15 protein-coding genes and 1 riboswitch are annotated in these 17,643 nt (G+C 67.2%); of the genes, 5 read left to right on the top strand and 10 right to left on the bottom strand.

Annotation, left to right across the window (positions count from 1 at the left end; translation table 11 throughout):
• Positions 1 to 116 precede the first annotated feature (116 nt).
• A complete protein-coding gene (locus tag ACFSC3_RS11610; RefSeq protein ID WP_380940600.1) occupies positions 117 to 1,022 on the top strand; it encodes a DMT family transporter in 906 nt (301 codons plus the stop codon).
• On the opposite strand, the gene ACFSC3_RS11605 is transcribed toward ACFSC3_RS11610, so the two are convergent.
• The 9 genes from ACFSC3_RS11605 to ACFSC3_RS11565 form a co-directional block, all read right to left on the bottom strand.
• A complete protein-coding gene (locus ACFSC3_RS11605; RefSeq protein ID WP_380940599.1) occupies positions 1,012 to 1,539 on the bottom strand; it encodes a CcdC protein domain-containing protein in 528 nt (175 codons plus the stop codon). The genes ACFSC3_RS11610 and ACFSC3_RS11605 overlap by 11 nt on opposite strands.
• Positions 1,540 to 1,713: 174 nt before the next feature.
• Positions 1,714 to 3,306 (bottom strand): aminomethyl-transferring glycine dehydrogenase subunit GcvPB, encoded by a 1,593-nt coding sequence (gene gcvPB, locus ACFSC3_RS11600; RefSeq protein WP_380940598.1) that lies wholly within the window; start codon positions 3,304 to 3,306, stop codon positions 1,714 to 1,716.
• 139 nt (positions 3,307 to 3,445) lie between these two features.
• Entirely contained in the window at positions 3,446 to 4,804 is a 1,359-nt protein-coding gene (gene gcvPA / locus ACFSC3_RS11595) for an aminomethyl-transferring glycine dehydrogenase subunit GcvPA (RefSeq protein WP_380940597.1), read from the bottom strand.
• Between the two features lie 140 nt (positions 4,805 to 4,944).
• Complete coding sequence (gene gcvH / locus ACFSC3_RS11590) at positions 4,945 to 5,316, bottom strand: glycine cleavage system protein GcvH (RefSeq protein WP_380940596.1); 372 nt, start codon at positions 5,314 to 5,316, stop codon at positions 4,945 to 4,947.
• Complete coding sequence (gene gcvT / locus ACFSC3_RS11585; protein WP_380940595.1) at positions 5,313 to 6,479, bottom strand: glycine cleavage system aminomethyltransferase GcvT; 1,167 nt, start codon at positions 6,477 to 6,479, stop codon at positions 5,313 to 5,315. Before gcvT ends, gcvH begins: the two co-directional genes overlap by 4 nt.
• A gap of 161 nt (positions 6,480 to 6,640) precedes the next feature.
• A riboswitch (glycine riboswitch) is annotated at positions 6,641 to 6,733 on the bottom strand.
• A 65-nt stretch (positions 6,734 to 6,798) separates the two neighbouring features.
• A complete protein-coding gene (gene hslO / locus ACFSC3_RS11580; protein ID WP_380940594.1) occupies positions 6,799 to 7,713 on the bottom strand; it encodes an Hsp33 family molecular chaperone HslO in 915 nt (304 codons plus the stop codon).
• 137 nt (positions 7,714 to 7,850) lie between these two features.
• Positions 7,851 to 8,795 (bottom strand): ornithine carbamoyltransferase, encoded by a 945-nt coding sequence (gene argF, locus ACFSC3_RS11575; RefSeq protein ID WP_380940593.1) that lies wholly within the window; start codon positions 8,793 to 8,795, stop codon positions 7,851 to 7,853.
• Between the two features lie 157 nt (positions 8,796 to 8,952).
• Positions 8,953 to 10,149, bottom strand: coding sequence for an aspartate aminotransferase family protein (locus ACFSC3_RS11570; RefSeq protein ID WP_380940592.1), 1,197 nt, complete (start codon positions 10,147 to 10,149; stop codon positions 8,953 to 8,955).
• Positions 10,150 to 10,229: 80 nt separating this feature from the next.
• Positions 10,230 to 11,081, bottom strand: a complete 852-nt coding sequence (locus tag ACFSC3_RS11565; RefSeq protein WP_380940591.1) for an ABC transporter permease — start codon at positions 11,079 to 11,081, stop codon at positions 10,230 to 10,232.
• A 59-nt stretch (positions 11,082 to 11,140) separates the two neighbouring features.
• Here ACFSC3_RS11565 and ACFSC3_RS11560 point away from each other — a divergent pair, with 59 nt between their 5' ends.
• On the top strand, positions 11,141 to 11,866 hold the full coding sequence (locus tag ACFSC3_RS11560; RefSeq protein WP_380940590.1) for a GcrA family cell cycle regulator: 726 nt from the start codon (positions 11,141 to 11,143) through the stop codon (positions 11,864 to 11,866).
• Positions 11,867 to 12,184: 318 nt separating this feature from the next.
• On the opposite strand, the gene ACFSC3_RS11555 is transcribed toward ACFSC3_RS11560, so the two are convergent.
• Positions 12,185 to 12,631 (bottom strand): MarR family winged helix-turn-helix transcriptional regulator, encoded by a 447-nt coding sequence (locus tag ACFSC3_RS11555; protein WP_380940589.1) that lies wholly within the window; start codon positions 12,629 to 12,631, stop codon positions 12,185 to 12,187.
• A gap of 309 nt (positions 12,632 to 12,940) precedes the next feature.
• Between ACFSC3_RS11555 and ACFSC3_RS11550 the strand changes: the two genes are divergently transcribed.
• The 3 genes from ACFSC3_RS11550 to ACFSC3_RS11540 are packed head-to-tail and all read left to right on the top strand — an operon-like array spanning position 12,941 to position 17,577.
• Positions 12,941 to 16,354 (top strand): amidohydrolase family protein, encoded by a 3,414-nt coding sequence (locus ACFSC3_RS11550; RefSeq protein ID WP_380940588.1) that lies wholly within the window; start codon positions 12,941 to 12,943, stop codon positions 16,352 to 16,354.
• The gene (locus tag ACFSC3_RS11545; RefSeq protein ID WP_380940587.1) at positions 16,332 to 16,886 is read left to right on the top strand and encodes a sigma-70 family RNA polymerase sigma factor; all 555 of its coding nucleotides are present in this window, start codon (positions 16,332 to 16,334) and stop codon (positions 16,884 to 16,886) included. The genes ACFSC3_RS11550 and ACFSC3_RS11545 overlap by 23 nt, the downstream gene beginning before the upstream one ends.
• Complete coding sequence (locus ACFSC3_RS11540) at positions 16,879 to 17,577, top strand: anti-sigma factor (RefSeq protein ID WP_380940586.1); 699 nt, start codon at positions 16,879 to 16,881, stop codon at positions 17,575 to 17,577. Before ACFSC3_RS11545 ends, ACFSC3_RS11540 begins: the two co-directional genes overlap by 8 nt.
• Positions 17,578 to 17,643: the final 66 nt, after the last annotated feature.

The raw sequence follows: 17,643 nt of genomic DNA, 5'->3' as shown, positions 1-17,643 counted from the left end.
CGCAGCGTCCCGGCCGCAATTGGACGAAATGCCTCATCCCAACCCAGGTCAGGACAGACGCGAAATTTTCTCCGCCTGCCTTCGCATCCGCGCCAACGTCCCCTAGGGCGAGCCCCATGTCCGCCACCGACCGCATCCTGCCGGCCATCGGCTATCGCCTCGCGTCGGTGGTGGCGTTCGCGACGATGGGGGCGCTCATCAAGCTCGCAGAGACGCGCGGGGCGGGGTTGGTCGAGCTGCTGTTCTTCCGCCAGGCGGGGTCGATCCCGGTCGTCGTCGCCTGGGTCGCGCTGGGGCCGGGGCTGGCGTCGCTCAGGACGGAGCGGCTGTCGGCGCATGCGGTGCGCTGTGCCGTCGGGCTGAGCAGCATGACCTTCATGTTTTCGACCTTGCTGCTGCTGCCGCTTGCCGAAGCGACCACGCTCCAGTTCACCGTGCCGATCTTCGCCACCATCCTGGGCGCGGTGTTATTGCGCGAGAAGACCGGCATTCATCGCTGGAGCGCGGTCGTGCTAGGATTCGTCGGCGTGCTGGTCGTCGCCCAGCCGGGCAGCGGGCTGATCCCGTGGCAAGGCGCGGTCACCGGACTGCTCGCCGCATCGCTCAGCGCCGCCGTGTCGATTCTGATCCGCCGCATGGGCACCAGCGAGCCGCCGGCGACGATCGTTTTCTATTTCTCCGTGCTGTCGATGGTGCCGCTGTTCCCGGCGTTCCTGTGGACGCTCGGCACGCATGACGCGGGTACGTGGGCGATGCTGGTGTGCATCGGATTGGTCGGGGCGATCGGGCAGTTGACGATGACGACCGCGATCACGCTGGCGCCGGTGTCGGTGGTGGTGCCGATGGACTATTCGGGGCTGATCTGGGCGACGCTCTACGGCTGGGCGCTGTTCGGCGTGCTGCCGGACGCGTGGACGTGGATCGGCGCGCCGCTGATCGTCGCGTCGGGGCTGTACATCGTCTGGCGCGAGCAAAGGCTGGCGCGCGGCATCGCGCGTTCGGCGCCCGCGGTCAGCGACTGAGCCGGCGCGCCTCGTCGAGCAAACGTCGGCCGCGCAGATACATCTCCAGCCGCTGGACCGCGAACAGGCCAAGCCCGAAGGCAATCAGCATGTCGGTGACGGCAATCGCGTTCAGGTGCAGCATCGCAGAGCCGCCGCCGCTCGCCAGCGCCGCGCGGCCGGCGTTGCGTGCCAGGATCAGCGCGACGATGAACAGGACCGCGGCGGGGCTCGACGACTGGTTGAGCGTGTGGGTTTCAGGGTCGACCGTGATCCGCATGAACTTGCCGCGCTGCCAACCGAGCGCGGCGCCGAGCAGGAGGGCGACGAAACAGAACGCCCAGGCCCAGCCCTGCGGCGGGTGGGTCACGTACATATAGACCGCGAGCGCACCGTATAGCGCCGGGAAAATCCAGAGATGCTCCAGCTTGAGCGGGCGGACCTTGCTCATCCGCTTCCAGCGGATCGCCAGGACGACGGCGATGATGATCGCCGTGATGCCGTAGCTGATCCAGATGTTCGGGCCGGTGGGTTGCATCCGCCCCTTCTATCCGCTCGCGATGAACGAAGTCGAGGGACGAGCTCCCCCACCCCGTTCGCACTGAGCTTGTCGAAGTGCTGTCCTTCCTTCGAGCAACAGTCTTTGCGGCACGAAGAAAGGGCAGTGCTTCGACAAGCTCAGCACGAACGGGTTTGGGGGACGGGCGGGAAGCTACTCCGCCGCCTCCGCGACTGGCGCATCCTTCCACACCAGCACGGGTTTCCGCGCGGCCAGCGTCTCGTCGAGCCGCCGGCGCGGGGCGTAGTGCGGGGCGCTCTTCAGCGCCGGATCGCCCGCCTTGGCCCGTTCCGCCACGCTCCGCAGCGCGCCGATGAACTGGTCGAGCGCTGCCTTCGATTCGGTCTCGGTCGGCTCGACCAACATCGCGCCGTGGACGACCAGCGGGAAGTAGACCGTCATCGGGTGATAGCCCTCGTCGATCAGTCCCTTGGCGATGTCGAGCGTCGAGAAACCCTGCGGCAGCCCGGCGTCGGAGAAGATCGCCTCGTGCATGCACGGCCCCGAACCCGCGAACGGCGCGTCGAGTGTGTTCTCCAGGCTGCGCAGGACATAGTTGGCGTTGAGCACCGCATCCTCGGCAACCTGCTTCAGTCCATCCGCGCCGTGGCTGAGGATGTAGGTCAGCGCGCGGGTGAACATACCCATCTGGCCGTGGAAGGCGACCATGCGGCCGAAGCTGTCGAGCTTGCCGCCGAAATGCTCGTTCGAGAATTCCTCGGCGCGCTCTTCCTCGATCAGGTGGACATAGCCGTCCGCGGTCCGCGCCGTGTAGGGCAGCGGGCCGTAAGGCGCAAGCGCCTCCGACAGCACGACCGGCCCCGAGCCCGGCCCGCCGCCGCCGTGCGGGGTCGAGAAGGTCTTGTGCAGGTTGATGTGCATGGCATCGACGCCGAGGTCGCCCGGCCGCACGCGCCCGACGATCGCGTTGAAGTTCGCACCGTCGCAATAGACGTAGCCGCCGGCCGCATGGACCGCGTCGCTGATCTCCTTCAGGTCACGCTCAAACAGCCCGCAGGTGTTCGGGTTGGTGATCATCACGGCTGCGACGTCCGGGCCGAGGCGAGCCTTCAGCGCAGCGGTGTCGACTCGGCCTTCGGCGGTCGCAGGAATGTCCTCGACCGCGAAACCCGCGAAGGCGGCCGTCGCCGGGTTCGTGCCGTGCGCCGACTCCGGCACCAGGATGACCTTGCGATGCCCCTCGCCGCGGGCTTCGAGTGCGGCCTTGATGCACAGGATGCCGCACAGCTCGCCATGCGCGCCGGCCTTCGGGCTCATTGCGACGCCGTGCATGCCGGTCAGCTTGATGAGCCACATCGCCAGTTCGTTGATGACGCCGAGCGCGCCCTGCACGGTGTCAACTGGCTGGAGCGGGTGGACGTCGGCGAAACCGGGCATCCGCGCGACGCGTTCGTTCAGGCGCGGGTTGTGCTTCATGGTGCAGCTGCCGAGCGGGAAGAGCCCTAGGTCGATCGCATAGTTCTGACGGCTGAGACGGGTGTAGTGGCGGACCGTCTCCGGCTCCGACAGGCCCGGCAGGCCGATCGCACTCTTGCGGGTCAGGTCGCCGAGGCGCGAGCCTGCCACATCGCCGTCGGCGAAGTCGACGCCGGTGGTGTCGGTCGATCCGATCTCGAAGATCGTCGGCTCCTCCAGCATCAGCGCACGGTTACCGGTGAAGGTCGCGGGGGCGTCGCCGGCGCCGGGGGTCATTTCGGGGCGCCAGCCGCTCTGGTTGATGGTCATGCCAACACCTCAAACTTCGGAGAAAGAGAAGAACGGCCCTTCGACAAGCTCAGAGCGAACGGATTCGGGGAAAGGGCTGTCCCCTCCCCGTTCGTGCTGAGCTTGTCGAAGCACCGCACTTCTTCTGGGATAGCGAAGGTCACGCCAGCACCTCCTCAAGCGCGGTCGCCAGCGCCTCGACGTCCTCTGCGGTGGTCGTCTCGGTCACCGCGACGACCAGGCCCTTCTCAAGATCGCCCTCGCCCGGATACAGCCGGCCGAGCGACACGCCGGCCAGGATGCCCCGGTCGGCGAGTTCACGGACGATGGGGCGCGCCTCCTTCGGCAGCTTCAGCGTGAATTCGTTGAAGAAGGTCGGCGTCACCAGTTCGACCCCCGGTACCTTCGACAGCCGGTCCGCCGCCCGGCAGGCCCCGGCGTGGTTCAGCGCGGCCAGACGACGCAGGCCCGCTTCGCCCAGCAGGGTCATGTGGATCGAGAAGGCCAGCGCGCAGAGCCCCGAGTTGGTGCAGATGTTCGACGTCGCCTTCTCGCGGCGGATATGCTGCTCGCGGGTCGACAGCGTCAGCACGAAGCCGCGCTTGCCGTCGGCATCGACCGTCTCGCCGCAGAGGCGCCCCGGCATCTGGCGGACGTATTTCTCCTTGCAGCCGAACAGGCCCACGTACGGGCCACCGAACTGGAGGCCGACGCCGAGCGACTGGCCTTCGCCGACGACAATGTCGGCATCCATCTCACCCGGCGATTTGATCGCGCCGAGGGCAACCGGCTCGGTCACGACGGCGATCAGCAGCGCCTTCTTCGCGTGGCACGCATCGGCCAGCGGCTTCAGGTCGGCGATGCGGCCGAGGATGTCCGGGTACTGGACGACGACGCACGACGTATCGTCGTCGATCGACCCGATCAGCGCGTCGATATCGGTGTCCGCGCCCAGCGTCGGCAGCGACGTTTCGAGCACGTCGCCGGTGTACTTCGCCATCGTCTTCGCGACCGAGACGTAATGCGGGTGCAGGCCGCTCGACAGGATCGCCTTGGCCTTGCGCGTCACGCGGCGGGCCATCGTCACCGCTTCCCAGCAGGCGGTCGAGCCGTCGTACATCGATGCGTTCGCCACGTCGGTCCCGAGCAGGCGCGCGACCTGCGTCTGGAACTCGAACAGCATCTGCAGCGTGCCCTGCGCGATTTCCGGCTGATAGGGCGTGTAGGCGGTCAGGAACTCGCCGCGCTGAATCAGATGGTCGACGCTCGCCGGCACATGGTGGCGGTACGCGCCGCAGCCGAGGAAGAAGGGGACGTCGCCCGCCACCGTGTTCTTGCGCGCCAGAGCGGCCATGTGGCGCTCCACGGCAAGCTCGCTGGCGTGGTTCGGCAGCCCCTCGATCGGGCCGGAAAGGCGCGCGGCCTTCGGCACGTCGGCGAAGAGGTCGTCGATCGATTTCGCGCCGATGACGGAGAGCATCGCCTGCCGGTCGTCGGAAGTGAGGGGTAGGTAGCGCATCAAATTTCCTGTCGACTCTGGGCCACGCCCCCTCCCCGTTCGGGCTGAGCTTGTCGGAGGGCTGCCCTTCTTCTGCGTGGAAGAAAGGACAGGGCTTCGACAGGCTCAGCCCGAACGGGGTTAGGACACCCCGCCTTCGCTTAGAGCTTCGCGACGAACGCCTTGTACGCGTCTTCATCCATCAGGCCGTCGAGCTCGCCCTCGTCGGCGAGCGTGACCTTGAAGAACCAGCCTTCGCCTTCCGGATCGGTGTTCACCAGGTCCGGCTGATCGGCGAGCGCGGGGTTGCCCTCCAGCACGGTGCCGCCGACCGGCGCATAGACGTCCGACGCGGCCTTGACGCTTTCGACCACCGCGGCGTCGCCACCCTTTGCGAGCTGACGGCCTTCGTCGGGCACTTCGACGAACACGATGTCGCCCAGCTGGCCTTGCGCATAGTCGGTGATGCCGACCGTGCCGACCTGGCCGTCGACGTCGATCCATTCATGGTCTTCGGTGAAATAGCGGCTCATTTCGCAGCTCCCTGGCGAACGTAACGATGGGGGACGAAGGGCATCGGGGTGACCGTTGCCGTGTGGTGCTTGCCGCGCTGGGCAAGCGTGACTTTGGTGCCAGGCTCGGCCAGCGCGACGGGCACATAGGCCATCGCGATCGGCGCGCCGACGCTGGGGGCGAAGCCACCGCTGGTGACCTTGCCGATGTCGGTGCCGTTGGCGTCAACGACGGTCGCGCCTTCGCGGACCGGCTGGCGGCCGTCGACGATCAGGCCAACGCGCTTGATGGTCAGGCTGCCGTCACGCTCGGCCATGATGCGCCCGTGGCCGGGAAAGCCGCCCTCTTCGCGGCGACGCTTCGACAGCGCGAAGCCCAGGTCGGCCATCACCGGCGTCGTCTCGGGGTCGAGGTCGTGGCCGTAGAGCGGCAGCCCCGCCTCCAGCCGCAGCGAGTCGCGCGCGCCAAGGCCGATCGGCTTCACCTCCGCCTGCGCCGCCAGCGCATCGGCCAGTGCCACGGCATGTTCGCCCGGCAGCGAAATCTCGAACCCGTCCTCGCCCGTGTAGCCCGAGCGGCTGATGCCCAGCGTCACGCCCTGCCAGTCGAACGACCCGCCCTGCATGAACCCCAGCGCCTCGACACCCGGCACGACCCGCGCCAACGCATCGACCGCCTTCGGCCCCTGCAGCGCCAACAGGGCGTGCTCGTCGAGATGGTTCAGCACGATATCGTCGGCCAGATGCTCACGCAGATGGCCGATATCGTCCCACTTGGTCGCGCCGTTGACGACGACGTAGAAGTCGTCCGGACCCAGCCGCGTCACCATCAGGTCGTCGAGGATGCCGCCATTCTCGTCGAGCAGCAGCGAATAGCGGATGCGTGCATCCTTCAGCGCCGCGAAATCGCCCGGCATCAGCGCTTCGAGCGCCGCGTTCGCACCCTCGCCCGACACCATCAGCTGGCCCATATGGCTGACGTCGAACAGGCCGGCACTCTCGCGGACCCACAGATGCTCGGCCATGATGCCTTCGTACTGGACAGGCATCCAGTATCCGGCGAACTCGACCATCCGGCCGCCCTTCGCGCGGTGCCAGGCGTCGAGCGGCAGGGTCAGCGTCTCGGGCGGTAGCTCGGTGGTCGGGAGCGCCTCATCCGGCGGGGTGATCACGATGTCGCTCATCAGACAAGTCTCGCGCGCAGAGGAGTCACGACGAACCCGCCATTGCCGCGGCCAGGTCCATCGCCCCCTCTGTCACGGAAACCTGAGAGCTTTCGCAGCGCAGTTATGCGCGGCTTACCCCTTCGGTGGCGCCAGTTACCGGACGCGCTTTCCAGAGTGTCGGGCCACGCGCGGTCCCTGGTGCCTGAGAGATTCCGGGGCGGTTGCTCCTTCGGCGAACCCCTCGAAAGGGGCTTCTCTCCCGCGCGTACCGCGAGCCGGTTACCCCGGCCCTCGACGGAGACGAGCCTTGGCCGCGCGCCCTTCCCGAGTCAATTGCTCAGGCTGCAATATGATCGAGCCGGACTGGAAACTTCGTCGCGCAGAACGCACAATCGACCGAGATCACGCCGTTCTCGTCCGCCATTTCCGCCCGATCCTCGGGCGCGAACTTCGCCAGCACCTCGGAGATATAGGTCACGTCACACCGACACCCTTTAGCAAGCGTCACCGAGTCACCGACGCGCACCTCCTCTTCCTCGTTAAACAGCCGCCAGACGAGCGATTCGAGCGGGATCGCCCCATCGGCCAGTTCGTCCGCGCCCATCGTGCTGCCGAGCGCGGCGACATGTTCCCATTCCGGATGATCGAGCCGGACGTGCAGCCGCTCGCGCCCGTCCTCGCCCTCCGGCAGATGCTGGAGGAACAGCCCGCCCGCGCGACACTGGTCGTCCGCGGTGTGCAGCGTCCCGAGACGGATGAGGCTGGGGATCTGTTCGGACTGGAGGAAATAGCTTTCCGCCGCCTCGGCCAGCGAATTGCCGTCGAGGGGCACGATGCCCTGATACCGCTCGCCAGTCGTCGCCTGGTCGAAGGTGATCGCCAGATGCCCGGTCCCGAACAGCGCGAAAAGCGAGGGCTGCTCGCCCAGCTCGGTCAGCCGATCGCCATCAAACTGAACATAGCCGCGCAGTTCGCCGCCACGATAATCGCACACCAGCAACGACACGATCCCGCCGCTCGTCTGCGCCTGGAGCGTCAGCTGGCCGGCGGCGTCCTTCAGCAGGCTGCCGAGCAACGCGGTCAGCGTCAGCGCCTCGGCCAGCAGCGCCTCGATCGGTGGCGGATAGGCGTGGGCGGCCAGGATGGTGTCGAGCACCGGCCCCACCCGCACGATCCGCCCACGCGCATGGCGGCCGGGGATGGTGAAACCGACCACGCGGTCGACGTCGGGGAGGTTGGGGCTGTCGGTCATCACACAATCCTCGTCACCCCCGCGCAGGCGGGGGTCAATTCTGGCTGCACTATCGGCAGGAGCCGCGCGTTCAGCGACTATCGATTCCCGCCTTTGCGGGAATGACGAAGGTAAGTGTTGGGTTTGGCGGCTTCAACTCACCCGATCTGCCCGAAACACCACCGGATGATCGACTTCTGCGCATGCAGCCGGTTCTCCGCCTCGCGCCAGATGCGCGATTGCGGGCCGTCGATCACCGCAGTCACCACCTCTTCCTCGCGATGCGCGGGCAGGCAGTGGAGGAAGATAGCTTGTCCGTCGGCCTCGGCCATCAGCGCCTCGGTCACCTGATAGGGCATCATCGCCGCCAGCTTTTCCTCGGCATGGGCCTGACCCATCGAGATCCAGGTGTCGGTGACGACGACATCGGCGCCGGCGATCACCCGGTGCGGGTCGCGGTCGATGTCGACGCGGGCGTTCGTACCTTCCAGCAGCGCATTCGCCGCCGCCGCCCAGCGCGGATCGGGGTCGTAGCCCTCAGGACAGCCGGCCATCACGCTGAACTTGAACAGCCCCGCCGCCTCGATGATCGAATGCAGCACGTTGTTGCCGTCGCCCAGCCACGCCCATTTGAGACCGGGCAGTGACTTGCCCTCCTCGACTACGGCCAGCAGGTCGGCGACGATCTGGCAGGGGTGGGAGGCGTCCGTCAGGCCGTTGATGACCGGAACCGTCGCGTATTCGACCATCTCGTCGAGCTTCGCATGATCGTCGGTGCGGACCATGATCGCGTCGCAGAAGCCCGACAGCACGCGCGCGGTATCGGCCACCGTCTCGCCGCGCCCGAGCTGGCTGGTGCCGCTGTCGAGGATCAGCGCGGAGCCGCCCAGCTGGCGCATCGCCATGTCGAACGACACGCGGGTGCGGGTGGAGGATTTCTCGAACACCATCGCGAGCGTATGCCCGGCGAGTGGCGCGTCGGGGTCCGGCGCGCCCTTCGGCAGGTGCGCGCGGGCGCGCTTGCGGGTTAGCGCATCGTCGAGGATCGCGGCGATGCCATCGGCTCCGGCATCGGACAGGTCACGGAAATGGCGGATGGTCATTCAATTCCTCCCCGAGCTCGTCTCGGGGAGGGGGACCATCGCGTCAGCGATGGTGGAGGGGCATTCTAGCACCTCCGAAGTCCCGGCCTGCCCCTCCACCACGGCCTGCGGTCGCGGTCCCCCTCCCCGAGACAAGCTCGGGGAGGAATACGACACGTCAATCATCCATCGGCAGCGCGAAGCTGCGCGCACCGGCGCTCAGCCGCTCGACGCACTCCGCGATGTGGCTTTCGTCGATCACCAGCGGCGGCAGCACGCGGAATACATTCTCGCCCGCGGCGACCGTCAGCAGCCCGTGGTTGTCGCGCAGGTGCGCCACGAAGTCGCGGGCGACCGCCGGCTCCTTCATCTTGATGCCGAGCATCAGACCTTTCCCACGAATTTCCTCGAACAGGTCGTCGTGGTTCGGGATCATCTGCTCGAACGCGCCGCGCAGGCGGTCGCCCATCGCCGCGACATGGTCGAAGAAGCCGGGCTCCAGCATCACGTCCAGAATCGCCTGACCCGCCGCCATCGCCAGCGGGTTGCCGCCATAGGTCGAGCCATGGGTGCCGATCACCATCCCGCGCGCCGCTTCCTCAGTCGCCAGGCACGCGCCGAGCGGGAAACCGCCGCCGATGCCCTTCGCCACCGTCATGATGTCGGGCGTGATGCCGTAATGCTCGTAGGCGAAGAACTTGCCGGTCCGGCCATAGCCGCACTGGATTTCGTCCAGGATCAGCAGCAGGCCATGCTCGTCGCACGCCTTGCGCAGGCCCTGGATGAACTCCGGCGTGCCCGCGGTCATGCCGCCTTCGCCCTGCACCGTCTCGACCATGAAGCCCGCGGTCTGGTCGTCGATCAGCGCGAGCGCCGCCTCCAGATCGTTGAACGGCGCATAGGCGAAGCCCGGCAGCAGCGGCTCGAAGCCGTTGCGCATCTTGTCCTGGTTTGTGGCCGAGATCGCCCCCATCGTCCGCCCGTGGAAGGCGTTGTGAAAGGTAATGATCTTCGTGCGCTGCGGGGTATCGCCGACATAATGATAGCGGCGCGCGGTCTTAATCGCGCATTCGATCGCCTCGGCGCCCGAATTGGTGAAGAACACCGTGTCGGCAAAGCAATTGTCAACGATCCGCTGCGCCAGCGCCTCGCCCTGCGGGCTGCCGTACAGGTTCGACACATGCATCAGCGTCGCGGCCTGTTCGGCGATCGCCTTGGTCAGATGCGGATGGCCGTGGCCCAGCGCATTGACCGCGATGCCGGCCGCGAAGTCGAGATACTGCTCGCCTCGCTCGCCGTACAGGTACACGCCCTCGCCTCGCACCGGCCGTACCCCGCACCGGGGATAGACGGGCATGAGGGGGGTGATGGTCACTGTACGACTCCTTTGAAAACAAAACGGCGGCCCGTGCTGGGCCGCCGGAGCGTGCTTTTATCGAGAGGCGCGGGCTCGCGTCAATTCTTGAGCTTCCACCCGCTTTTGAGCAGCGCATAGCAGAGTACGCCGAGCACGATGTCGAGCGCCAGCACGATCAACGCCCCGCCCCACACCGGCAGATAGCCGTCGCTTACCTCCAGGAAGCCGTAGCGAAACCCTGAAATGATATAGAAGAAGGGGTTCGCGTGGCTCACCGCCTGGAACGCGGGCGCCAGCCGGTCGACCGAGTAGAAGGTGCCCGACAACAGGGTCAGCGGCGCGATGACGAAGTTGGTGACGGCGGCGGCATGGTCGAACTTCTCGCCCCAGATCGACGTCAGCACGCCCAGGAAGGCGAGCAGCGCTGAGCCGAGCAGACCGAACAGGATCGCGACCAGCGGATTCGCAGGGATCGCCGCGCTACCTAGGAAAAGCAACATCGCGAGCCAGACGGCGAAGCCGACGCAGAACGCCCGAGTCACCGCGCCTCCGACCAGCGCCGCCAGCAGCTCGGCGGTGGACAGCGGCGGCATCAGATAATCTACGATCGTCCCCTGGATCTTGCCGACCAGCAGCGAGAAGCTGGAGTTGGCGAAGGCATTGTTGAGCATGCCCATCACGATCAGGCCCGGCGCGATGAACGCGGCGAACGCGATGCTCGCGCCACCGACCGAAACGCTGCCCCGACCACCCAAAGCGGTCGTGAAAACCACCATCAGCAGCAGCTGCGACATGGCCGGCGCCCAGATCGTCTGGAGCTGCACCTTGAAGAAACGGCGCACCTCCTTCACATAGAGGGTCTTCAAGCCGCCCCAATTGACGTTGCGAATCGTCGGAACGCCGGGGGCCGGCATCTGATTTTGGGCGAGGGACGAAGGCTGGTCGGTCATCGCGCATGGCGCGTAATCGAGCAGGCCCGCCCCCGCAAGCAGAGTATGGACGTAGACGCATGAGCTGGACCGAAGAGCGGATCGAGACGCTGAAGACGATGTGGGAAGGCGGCCAGACCGCCAGCCAGATCGCCGAGGCGCTGGGTGGAGTCAGCCGCAATGCCGTGATCGGCAAGGCGCACCGCCTGGGTCTCCAGTCGCGCCCGTCGCCGGTCAAGCCCAACGAGCCCGCTGCGGCGAAGGTCGAGGCAGAGGCCAAGCCCGCTCCAGTCGTCGCGGCCGCCCCGCCGCCCGAGCCGCCGGCACCCAAGCCCGTCCCGACGCCCGAACCCGAACCGGAAGCGCCGTTCGATCTGAGCGACGAGGCGGAGGATGACGAGGACGAGGACGAGGATCAGGACGACGCGGTCGCCGCCTCTCCTGCCGTCCCGCGTCCGGCCGCCGACGCTCCGGTGCTGCGCTCGGTCGGTCCTGGCGGCTTCGTGCGTCAGAACCCCGGCGAACAGGCGCCGCCGATCGCGCCCGCTCCGCCGCGCCGCCTGGTGCCGGCCAAGCCGAGCGAAGCGATCGCCGGCAAGACCAGCCTGCTCGATCTCAACGACCGCATCTGCAAATGGCCGTTGGGGCACCCCGGCGAACCCGATTTCCACTTCTGCGGCGACAAGGTGAATCCGGGCTTCCCCTATTGCGTGGCGCATTGCGGCCATGCCTATCAGGCCCAGATGCCCCGCCGCGACCGCCGCCCTCCGCCCCCGCTGCCCTATGGCGGCCCGCGGGTCCGCTGAACGAACGACCATGTCGTCTGGGCTGATCGCCAACCCAGACCATGCGGCAAAATCTTAACGGCACTCCCACGCTGCGATATCGCGACAGAAGGAGTTGCCGCGGTTCGAATCTGTCATCCTGAAGAAAGTCAGGATCCAGGACGAAGCGGACCAAAGTCCGGGCAGAGAAACCCTGGATTCCGGCTGTCGCCGGAATGACGAAAAACACGGCAGCGAAGTTTCCTAGAGGCTCTCGCGCAGACGGGGACAATAGGCTCCAGCAGGGCAACAGCCACCCGTTGGCCTGAACTGTTGCCTGCGCGCGTGGACGTCAGAGACTCACGGAATCGCTTCGCGCGCCTGCTTCGCCAGCCGGATCGCACTGGGCAGGCGGCGGCGTTCGAGTTTGGGGAAGAATTGCCGGCTCATGTCGATCGAGTAGCGATTGACGCCTTCCAGCTTCTTCAGCCCTTCCGGCGTCAGCCGGATGCATTTCGCGCGACGGTCGGTCGCCAGCGGTACGCGCTCCAGCAATCCCTGCGCCTCCAGCGCATGCAGCTGGCGCACCAGCGTCGGCCCCTCAATCCCGACGATCTCGGCCAGTTCGCGCTGGCTGGTACCCTCGGGCATTTCATTGACCCAATAGAGCACGGTCAGTCGGGCGGCGGTCAGGCCGTGATCCTTCAGCTGCTCGTCAACCTTGGCGCGCCAGCGGCGTCCCAACAGGATGCATTCGCGAATGAACTCCAGCGGCATGGCGTCGGCGTGATCGTCGGTCTCGGTCATGGTCCAGGTCATTACTCGCGGCACGGAAGGCTGATCATGCCCGGATCAACGATAGGAAGCTATCGATTATCCGGTCAATCGCCCGCCACGCCGCTTAAGGGAAACGCGGCATCGGTATTTCGAGAATACCGATCGACACCAATAGTCACCCGCTTGGCGTCGATAGTCTTGACGACGCCGTCGGACCCGATCCTCCCAGCCGTAGCGTAATTTTTTCGCTATCTTGCGATCGACTGTTCCTGTCGTACCGCCGATTGCGGTGCGACCGGCGGCCGCCTAAGCTGCGGCAAAAAAGAGGGGCCTGCCGAAATGAAGCATAGTGTCGCGACCGTTCTCGCCAACCTGTTCGCTGCCGGAGCGATTTCCGCGCAAGTGCCGCCGAGCGGGCAGGACAAGCCGGTCGAACAGACCAAGGCGCCCGAGGACAAGGCCCGCGACCCGCTGCCGACGCCGCAGCCGCTCCCCTCGCCCCAGGCCGCGCCGGTCGTCGCCCAGTCGCAGCCGGCGGCACCCGCGCTGCCGACGAAGCCGGCGAAGTGGGACGTCAACAATCCCCCCGGCGCGACCATTCGCCAGGTGCCGATCAACGTCGACGAAGGCAGCTGGATGGACATCGACGTGTCGCCCGACGGCCGCACGATCGCCTTCACGCTGCTCGGCGACATCTACACGATGGGTATAGCCGGCGGCACGCCGACCCGCATCGCGGAAGGGCTGGCGTGGGAAGTCCACCCGCGCTTTTCCCCCGATGGCCGGCGCATCGCCTTCACCTCCGACCGCGGCGGTGGCGACAATATCTGGGTGATGAACGTCGACGGTAGCGACAAGCGGCAGGTGACGAAGGAGACGTTCCGCCTGACCAATCAGCCGAGCTGGAGCCCGGACGGCAGGTTCATCGTCGCCAAGAAGCATTTCACGACCGGCCGCTCGCTCGGCACCGGCGAGGTGTGGCTGTACCACGTCTCGGGCGGCGCCGGCGTCCAGCTGGTCAAGCGCGCGAGCGAACAGCTCCAGAAGGAACTGGGCGAGCCGATCTATGCCCCCGATGGCAAAGCGATCTACTACACCCGCAACATCACGCCGGGTCCGATCTTCGAATATGCGCAGAATTCGAATACCGACCTGTTCAACATCGAACGCTACGAGATCGCGACCGGCGAGGTGTCGACCGCCGTGTCCGGTGCGGGCGGGTCGGTCCGCCCGACGCCGTCGCCCGACGGTAAGCAGATCGCCTTCGTCCGCCGGGAGCGGACCCGTTCCAAGCTGTATGTGAAGGACCTGGAGTCCGGCGCCGAGCGCAAGGTCTACGATGCGCTCGATCAGGACGTGCAGGAAACCTGGGCTGTGACGGGCGTGTACCCGAACATGGCGTGGACGCCCGACAGCAAGTCGCTGGTGTTCTGGGCTGGCGGCAAGATCCGGCGCATCAATTCGGACGGTACGGGCGCTGCCGTCATCCCCTTCCGCGTGAACGACACGCGCGGCGTCATCGCCGCCCCGCACCCGCAGATCCCGGTCGCGCCGGCGACGTTCGAGACGAAAATGCCACGCTTCGCCGCCGTCTCGCCCGATGGGCGCAGCGTCGTCTTCGAGACGCTGGGCAAACTGTGGGTCAAGCCGACCGCAGGCGGCACGGCCAAGCGCCTGACCAGCGGCAGCGCGCCCGACCTCGAACTCTTCCCGACCTGGTCGCGTGACGGGCGGACGATCGCCTTCGTCGGCTGGACCGACGCGGGGCTTGGCCGCATCCGCACCATCGCTGCCACCGGCGGTGCCGCGCGCGACGTGACGACGCAGCCAGGGCACTACGCGCGGCCCAAATTCTCCCCCGATGGCAAGACGATCGTGTTCGAGAAAGGCGAAGGCGGCAGCGTCACGTCGCCCGAATGGTCGGAGAACCCCGGCGTCTATCGCGTCGCAACCACGGGCGGCGCGCCGGTGCGGATCGCCAAGGGCATGGCCGCCCCGCAATTCGGTCCCGACAACGACCGCGTGTTCATGATCGGCAGGGCAAGCGGCAAGCAGCAGCTGATCTCCACCGACCTGACGGGGGGCGCCCGGCGCGTCCACGCATCGGGTGAACTCGCCACCGACTATGCCGTGTCGCCGACCGGCGACTACGTCGCCTTCCGCCAGAACTACGCCGCGTTCGTCACCCCGCTGATGCCGGGCGTGCAGGATTCGCCGGCCGACATGGATGCCAAGGCCCTGCCCGTTACCCGGGCGAGTGCAGGCGGCGCCGAATATATCCACTGGTCGACCGATGGTTCGAAACTCTACTGGTCGCTTGGCCCCACGCTCTACACCGCCACGACCCCGTCACTGTTCCGCACAATGCCGGCGGACGACACGTCGCCGAAGTTCGTCCCGCCGACGACCGGCGTATCGCTGTCGATGCCCGTTAAAGCGGACAAGCCACGCGGCACCTACGCCCTGACCGGTGCGCGGATCGTGACGATGGCGAACGACACCGGCGGAATCATCGACGACGGCGTGATCGTCGTAAGCGGCGACCGCATCGCCGCGATCGGCCCGCGCGCCTCGACCCCGATCCCGGCGGGCGCGAAGACGATCGATGTCGCCGGGAAGACGATCATCCCCGGCCTTGTCGACGCCCACGCCCATGGGCCGCAGGGCGACGACGAAGTCGTGCCCCAGCAGAATTGGTCGGCGGTCCAGAACCTGGCGATGGGCACCACGACGATCCACGACCCGTCGAGCCAGGCGAGCGAGATCTTCACCGCGTCTGAACGCCAGCAGGCCGGCACATTGCTCGCGCCGCGCATCTTCTCGACCGGCGAGATCGTCTATGGTGCCAAGGCCGCCGGCATCTATGCGCAAATCGACAGCCTGGACGATGCGCTGTCCCACGTCCGCCGCCTGAAGTCGCAAGGGGGGCATTCGGTCAAGAACTACAACCAGCCGCGCCGCGAACAGCGCCAGCAGGTGGTCGAGGCGTCGCGCCGCGAGAACATGCTGGTCGTGGCGGAGGGCGGGTCGCTGTTCGGCATGGACATGACGATCATCGCCGACGGCAATTCGACGCTGGAGCACAATATCCCGCTCGATATCTTCTACGAGGACGTGCTGAGCTTCTTCAGCCAGGCCACGACCAACTACACGCCGACCCTGGTCGTCAGCTACGGCGGCTTGGCGGGCGAGCCCTATTGGGACCAGGCGATCGATGTGTGGAAGCAGCCGCTGCTCCGCCACTCGCCCCCCGATCGCCTGACCGCGAAGCTGGTCCGCGTGACCAAGGCGCCCGAGGAGGATTTCGTCGACGACGACAATGCGCGCGAGGCGAACAAGCTCGCCAAGCGTGGCGTAAAGGTGTCGATCGGTGCCCACGGCCAGCAAGCGGGCATCGGATCGCATTTCGAGCTGTGGAGCTTCGTCCGCGGCGGCATGACCCCGCTGGAGGCGCTGCGGGCCGGCACCATCGCCCCGGCGCAATCGCTGGGCATGGCGAAGGACATCGGCAGCCTGGAGGTCGGCAAGCTCGCCGACTTGGTCGTGCTGACCGCCGACCCGACCCAGGACATCCGCAATTCCGACAAGATCGCGAACGTGATGCTCGGTGGGCGGCTCTACGATGCGATGACGATGAACGAGGTCGCGACCGGGTCGTTCAAGCGCCTGCCGTACTGGTGGGAAGCGGGCAATCGGGCCGGCTCCTCCACGCCATCGGCGGCGACAGGGCATGGCGACGGTGATGGTCACTGAGGCGAACCTAAGACTGAACGAGGAAATCGCTCGCGTGGCGGCGGGCGATCGTACGGCGTTGCGCCGTGTCTACGACGCGACATCGGCGAAGCTGTTCGCGGTGTGCCTGCGCTTTTCCCCCGACCGCGAAACGGCCGAGGATGCGTTGCAGGAGACCTACGTCAAGCTGTGGCGCCGTGCCGCGCGCTTCGATGCGTCACGGGCGAGTGCGATCACCTGGCTGTGCCTGATCGCGCGCGGCACCGCGATCGACGGCGCCCGCACCGCGGGCCGGGCCGACGCGCGCGTGACCGCGGTGCGAGAGGAAGCGCGGTCCGATCCCGACCCCGTCACCGCCGCCGCCGAGCATGAGGCGCTGGCCGATTGTCTCGATACGCTGGAGGACGCGTCGCGTCGCTTCATCCTGGCGGCGTTCTTCGACGGATATAGCTATGACGATCTGGCACGGCAGGCCGCCGTGCCGCTGGGAACGATGAAGAGCCGCATCCGTCGCGCGCTCCAAGCGCTGAAAAGGTGCCTTGACGATGGCTGAGCCGGAAGACGACACCGACCTGCAGGCCGCCGAACTGGCGCTGGGCCTGCTGACCGGCGAGGACCGCGCGGCCGCGCTGCGGCGGACCGTGGCCGAACCCGCCTTTGCCGACGCCGTCGAGGCGTGGCGGCTGCGCATGGCGCCGCTGCTCGACGGCATCGCGCCGGTTTCGGCCCCGACCGGTGCGTGGAGCGGGATCGAGCGGTTGATCGACGGGGCCGCGGTCCTGCGCGCGAAGCTCGGCCGCTGGCGGCTGGCGACGGCGATGTCGAGCGCGGTGGCCGCAGGACTCGCCGCCCTGCTGGTTCTGCGCCCCGTCCCCGCCCCGCCCCCCGCGCCGGTGCCGGTCGCTCAGCCGCAGCCGATGGCCGCACAGATGCTCGATGCCACCGGCGAACCGATATTGACCGCACAATATGACGCCGCCACCGGGCAGTTGCGCGTGCGGACCGCGAATATGCCGGTCGGCGCGGAAGTGCCCGAACTCTGGGCGATCGGCAGCGACGGCGTCCCGCATTCGATGGGGATCGTCACGCTCAACGGCGCCAGCGAGCACACCGCCGCCCCCGCCGTCCGCCGGATGCTGGCCGACGGCATGACGATCGCCGTGACGATGGAACCGCAATCGGCGACGCCCCATGCGGCGCCGTCGGGAACGATCGTGGGCAAGACGAAGCTGATGGCGGTGTGAGGCCTATCGCATCGCGACTTTGACCCGATCCGTTCGCCCTGAGCGAAGTCGAAGGGCATGGCCCTG

The sequence above is a fragment of the Sphingomonas floccifaciens genome (genome assembly GCF_042681125.1).
GTDB classification, from domain to species: domain Bacteria; phylum Pseudomonadota; class Alphaproteobacteria; order Sphingomonadales; family Sphingomonadaceae; genus Sphingomonas; species Sphingomonas floccifaciens.
Note: the sequence above shows the minus strand (reverse complement) of the source record. Positions and strands in the feature narration are given on the sequence as shown.

Coding starts and splice junctions, on each gene's coding strand:
- ACFSC3_RS11610 (WP_380940600.1), top strand. CDS start 117: ATGTCCGCCACCGACCGCATCCTGCCGGCCATCGGCTATCGCCTCGCG.
- ACFSC3_RS11605 (WP_380940599.1), bottom strand. CDS start 1,539: ATGCAACCCACCGGCCCGAACATCTGGATCAGCTACGGCATCACGGCG.
- gcvPB (WP_380940598.1), bottom strand. CDS start 3,306: ATGACCATCAACCAGAGCGGCTGGCGCCCCGAAATGACCCCCGGCGCC.
- gcvPA (WP_380940597.1), bottom strand. CDS start 4,804: ATGCGCTACCTACCCCTCACTTCCGACGACCGGCAGGCGATGCTCTCC.
- gcvH (WP_380940596.1), bottom strand. CDS start 5,316: ATGAGCCGCTATTTCACCGAAGACCATGAATGGATCGACGTCGACGGC.
- gcvT (WP_380940595.1), bottom strand. CDS start 6,479: ATGAGCGACATCGTGATCACCCCGCCGGATGAGGCGCTCCCGACCACC.
- hslO (WP_380940594.1), bottom strand. CDS start 7,713: ATGACCGACAGCCCCAACCTCCCCGACGTCGACCGCGTGGTCGGTTTC.
- argF (WP_380940593.1), bottom strand. CDS start 8,795: ATGACCATCCGCCATTTCCGTGACCTGTCCGATGCCGGAGCCGATGGC.
- ACFSC3_RS11565 (WP_380940591.1), bottom strand. CDS start 11,081: ATGACCGACCAGCCTTCGTCCCTCGCCCAAAATCAGATGCCGGCCCCC.
- ACFSC3_RS11560 (WP_380940590.1), top strand. CDS start 11,141: ATGAGCTGGACCGAAGAGCGGATCGAGACGCTGAAGACGATGTGGGAA.
- ACFSC3_RS11555 (WP_380940589.1), bottom strand. CDS start 12,631: ATGACCGAGACCGACGATCACGCCGACGCCATGCCGCTGGAGTTCATT.
- ACFSC3_RS11550 (WP_380940588.1), top strand. CDS start 12,941: ATGAAGCATAGTGTCGCGACCGTTCTCGCCAACCTGTTCGCTGCCGGA.
- ACFSC3_RS11545 (WP_380940587.1), top strand. CDS start 16,332: ATGGCGACGGTGATGGTCACTGAGGCGAACCTAAGACTGAACGAGGAA.
- ACFSC3_RS11540 (WP_380940586.1), top strand. CDS start 16,879: ATGGCTGAGCCGGAAGACGACACCGACCTGCAGGCCGCCGAACTGGCG.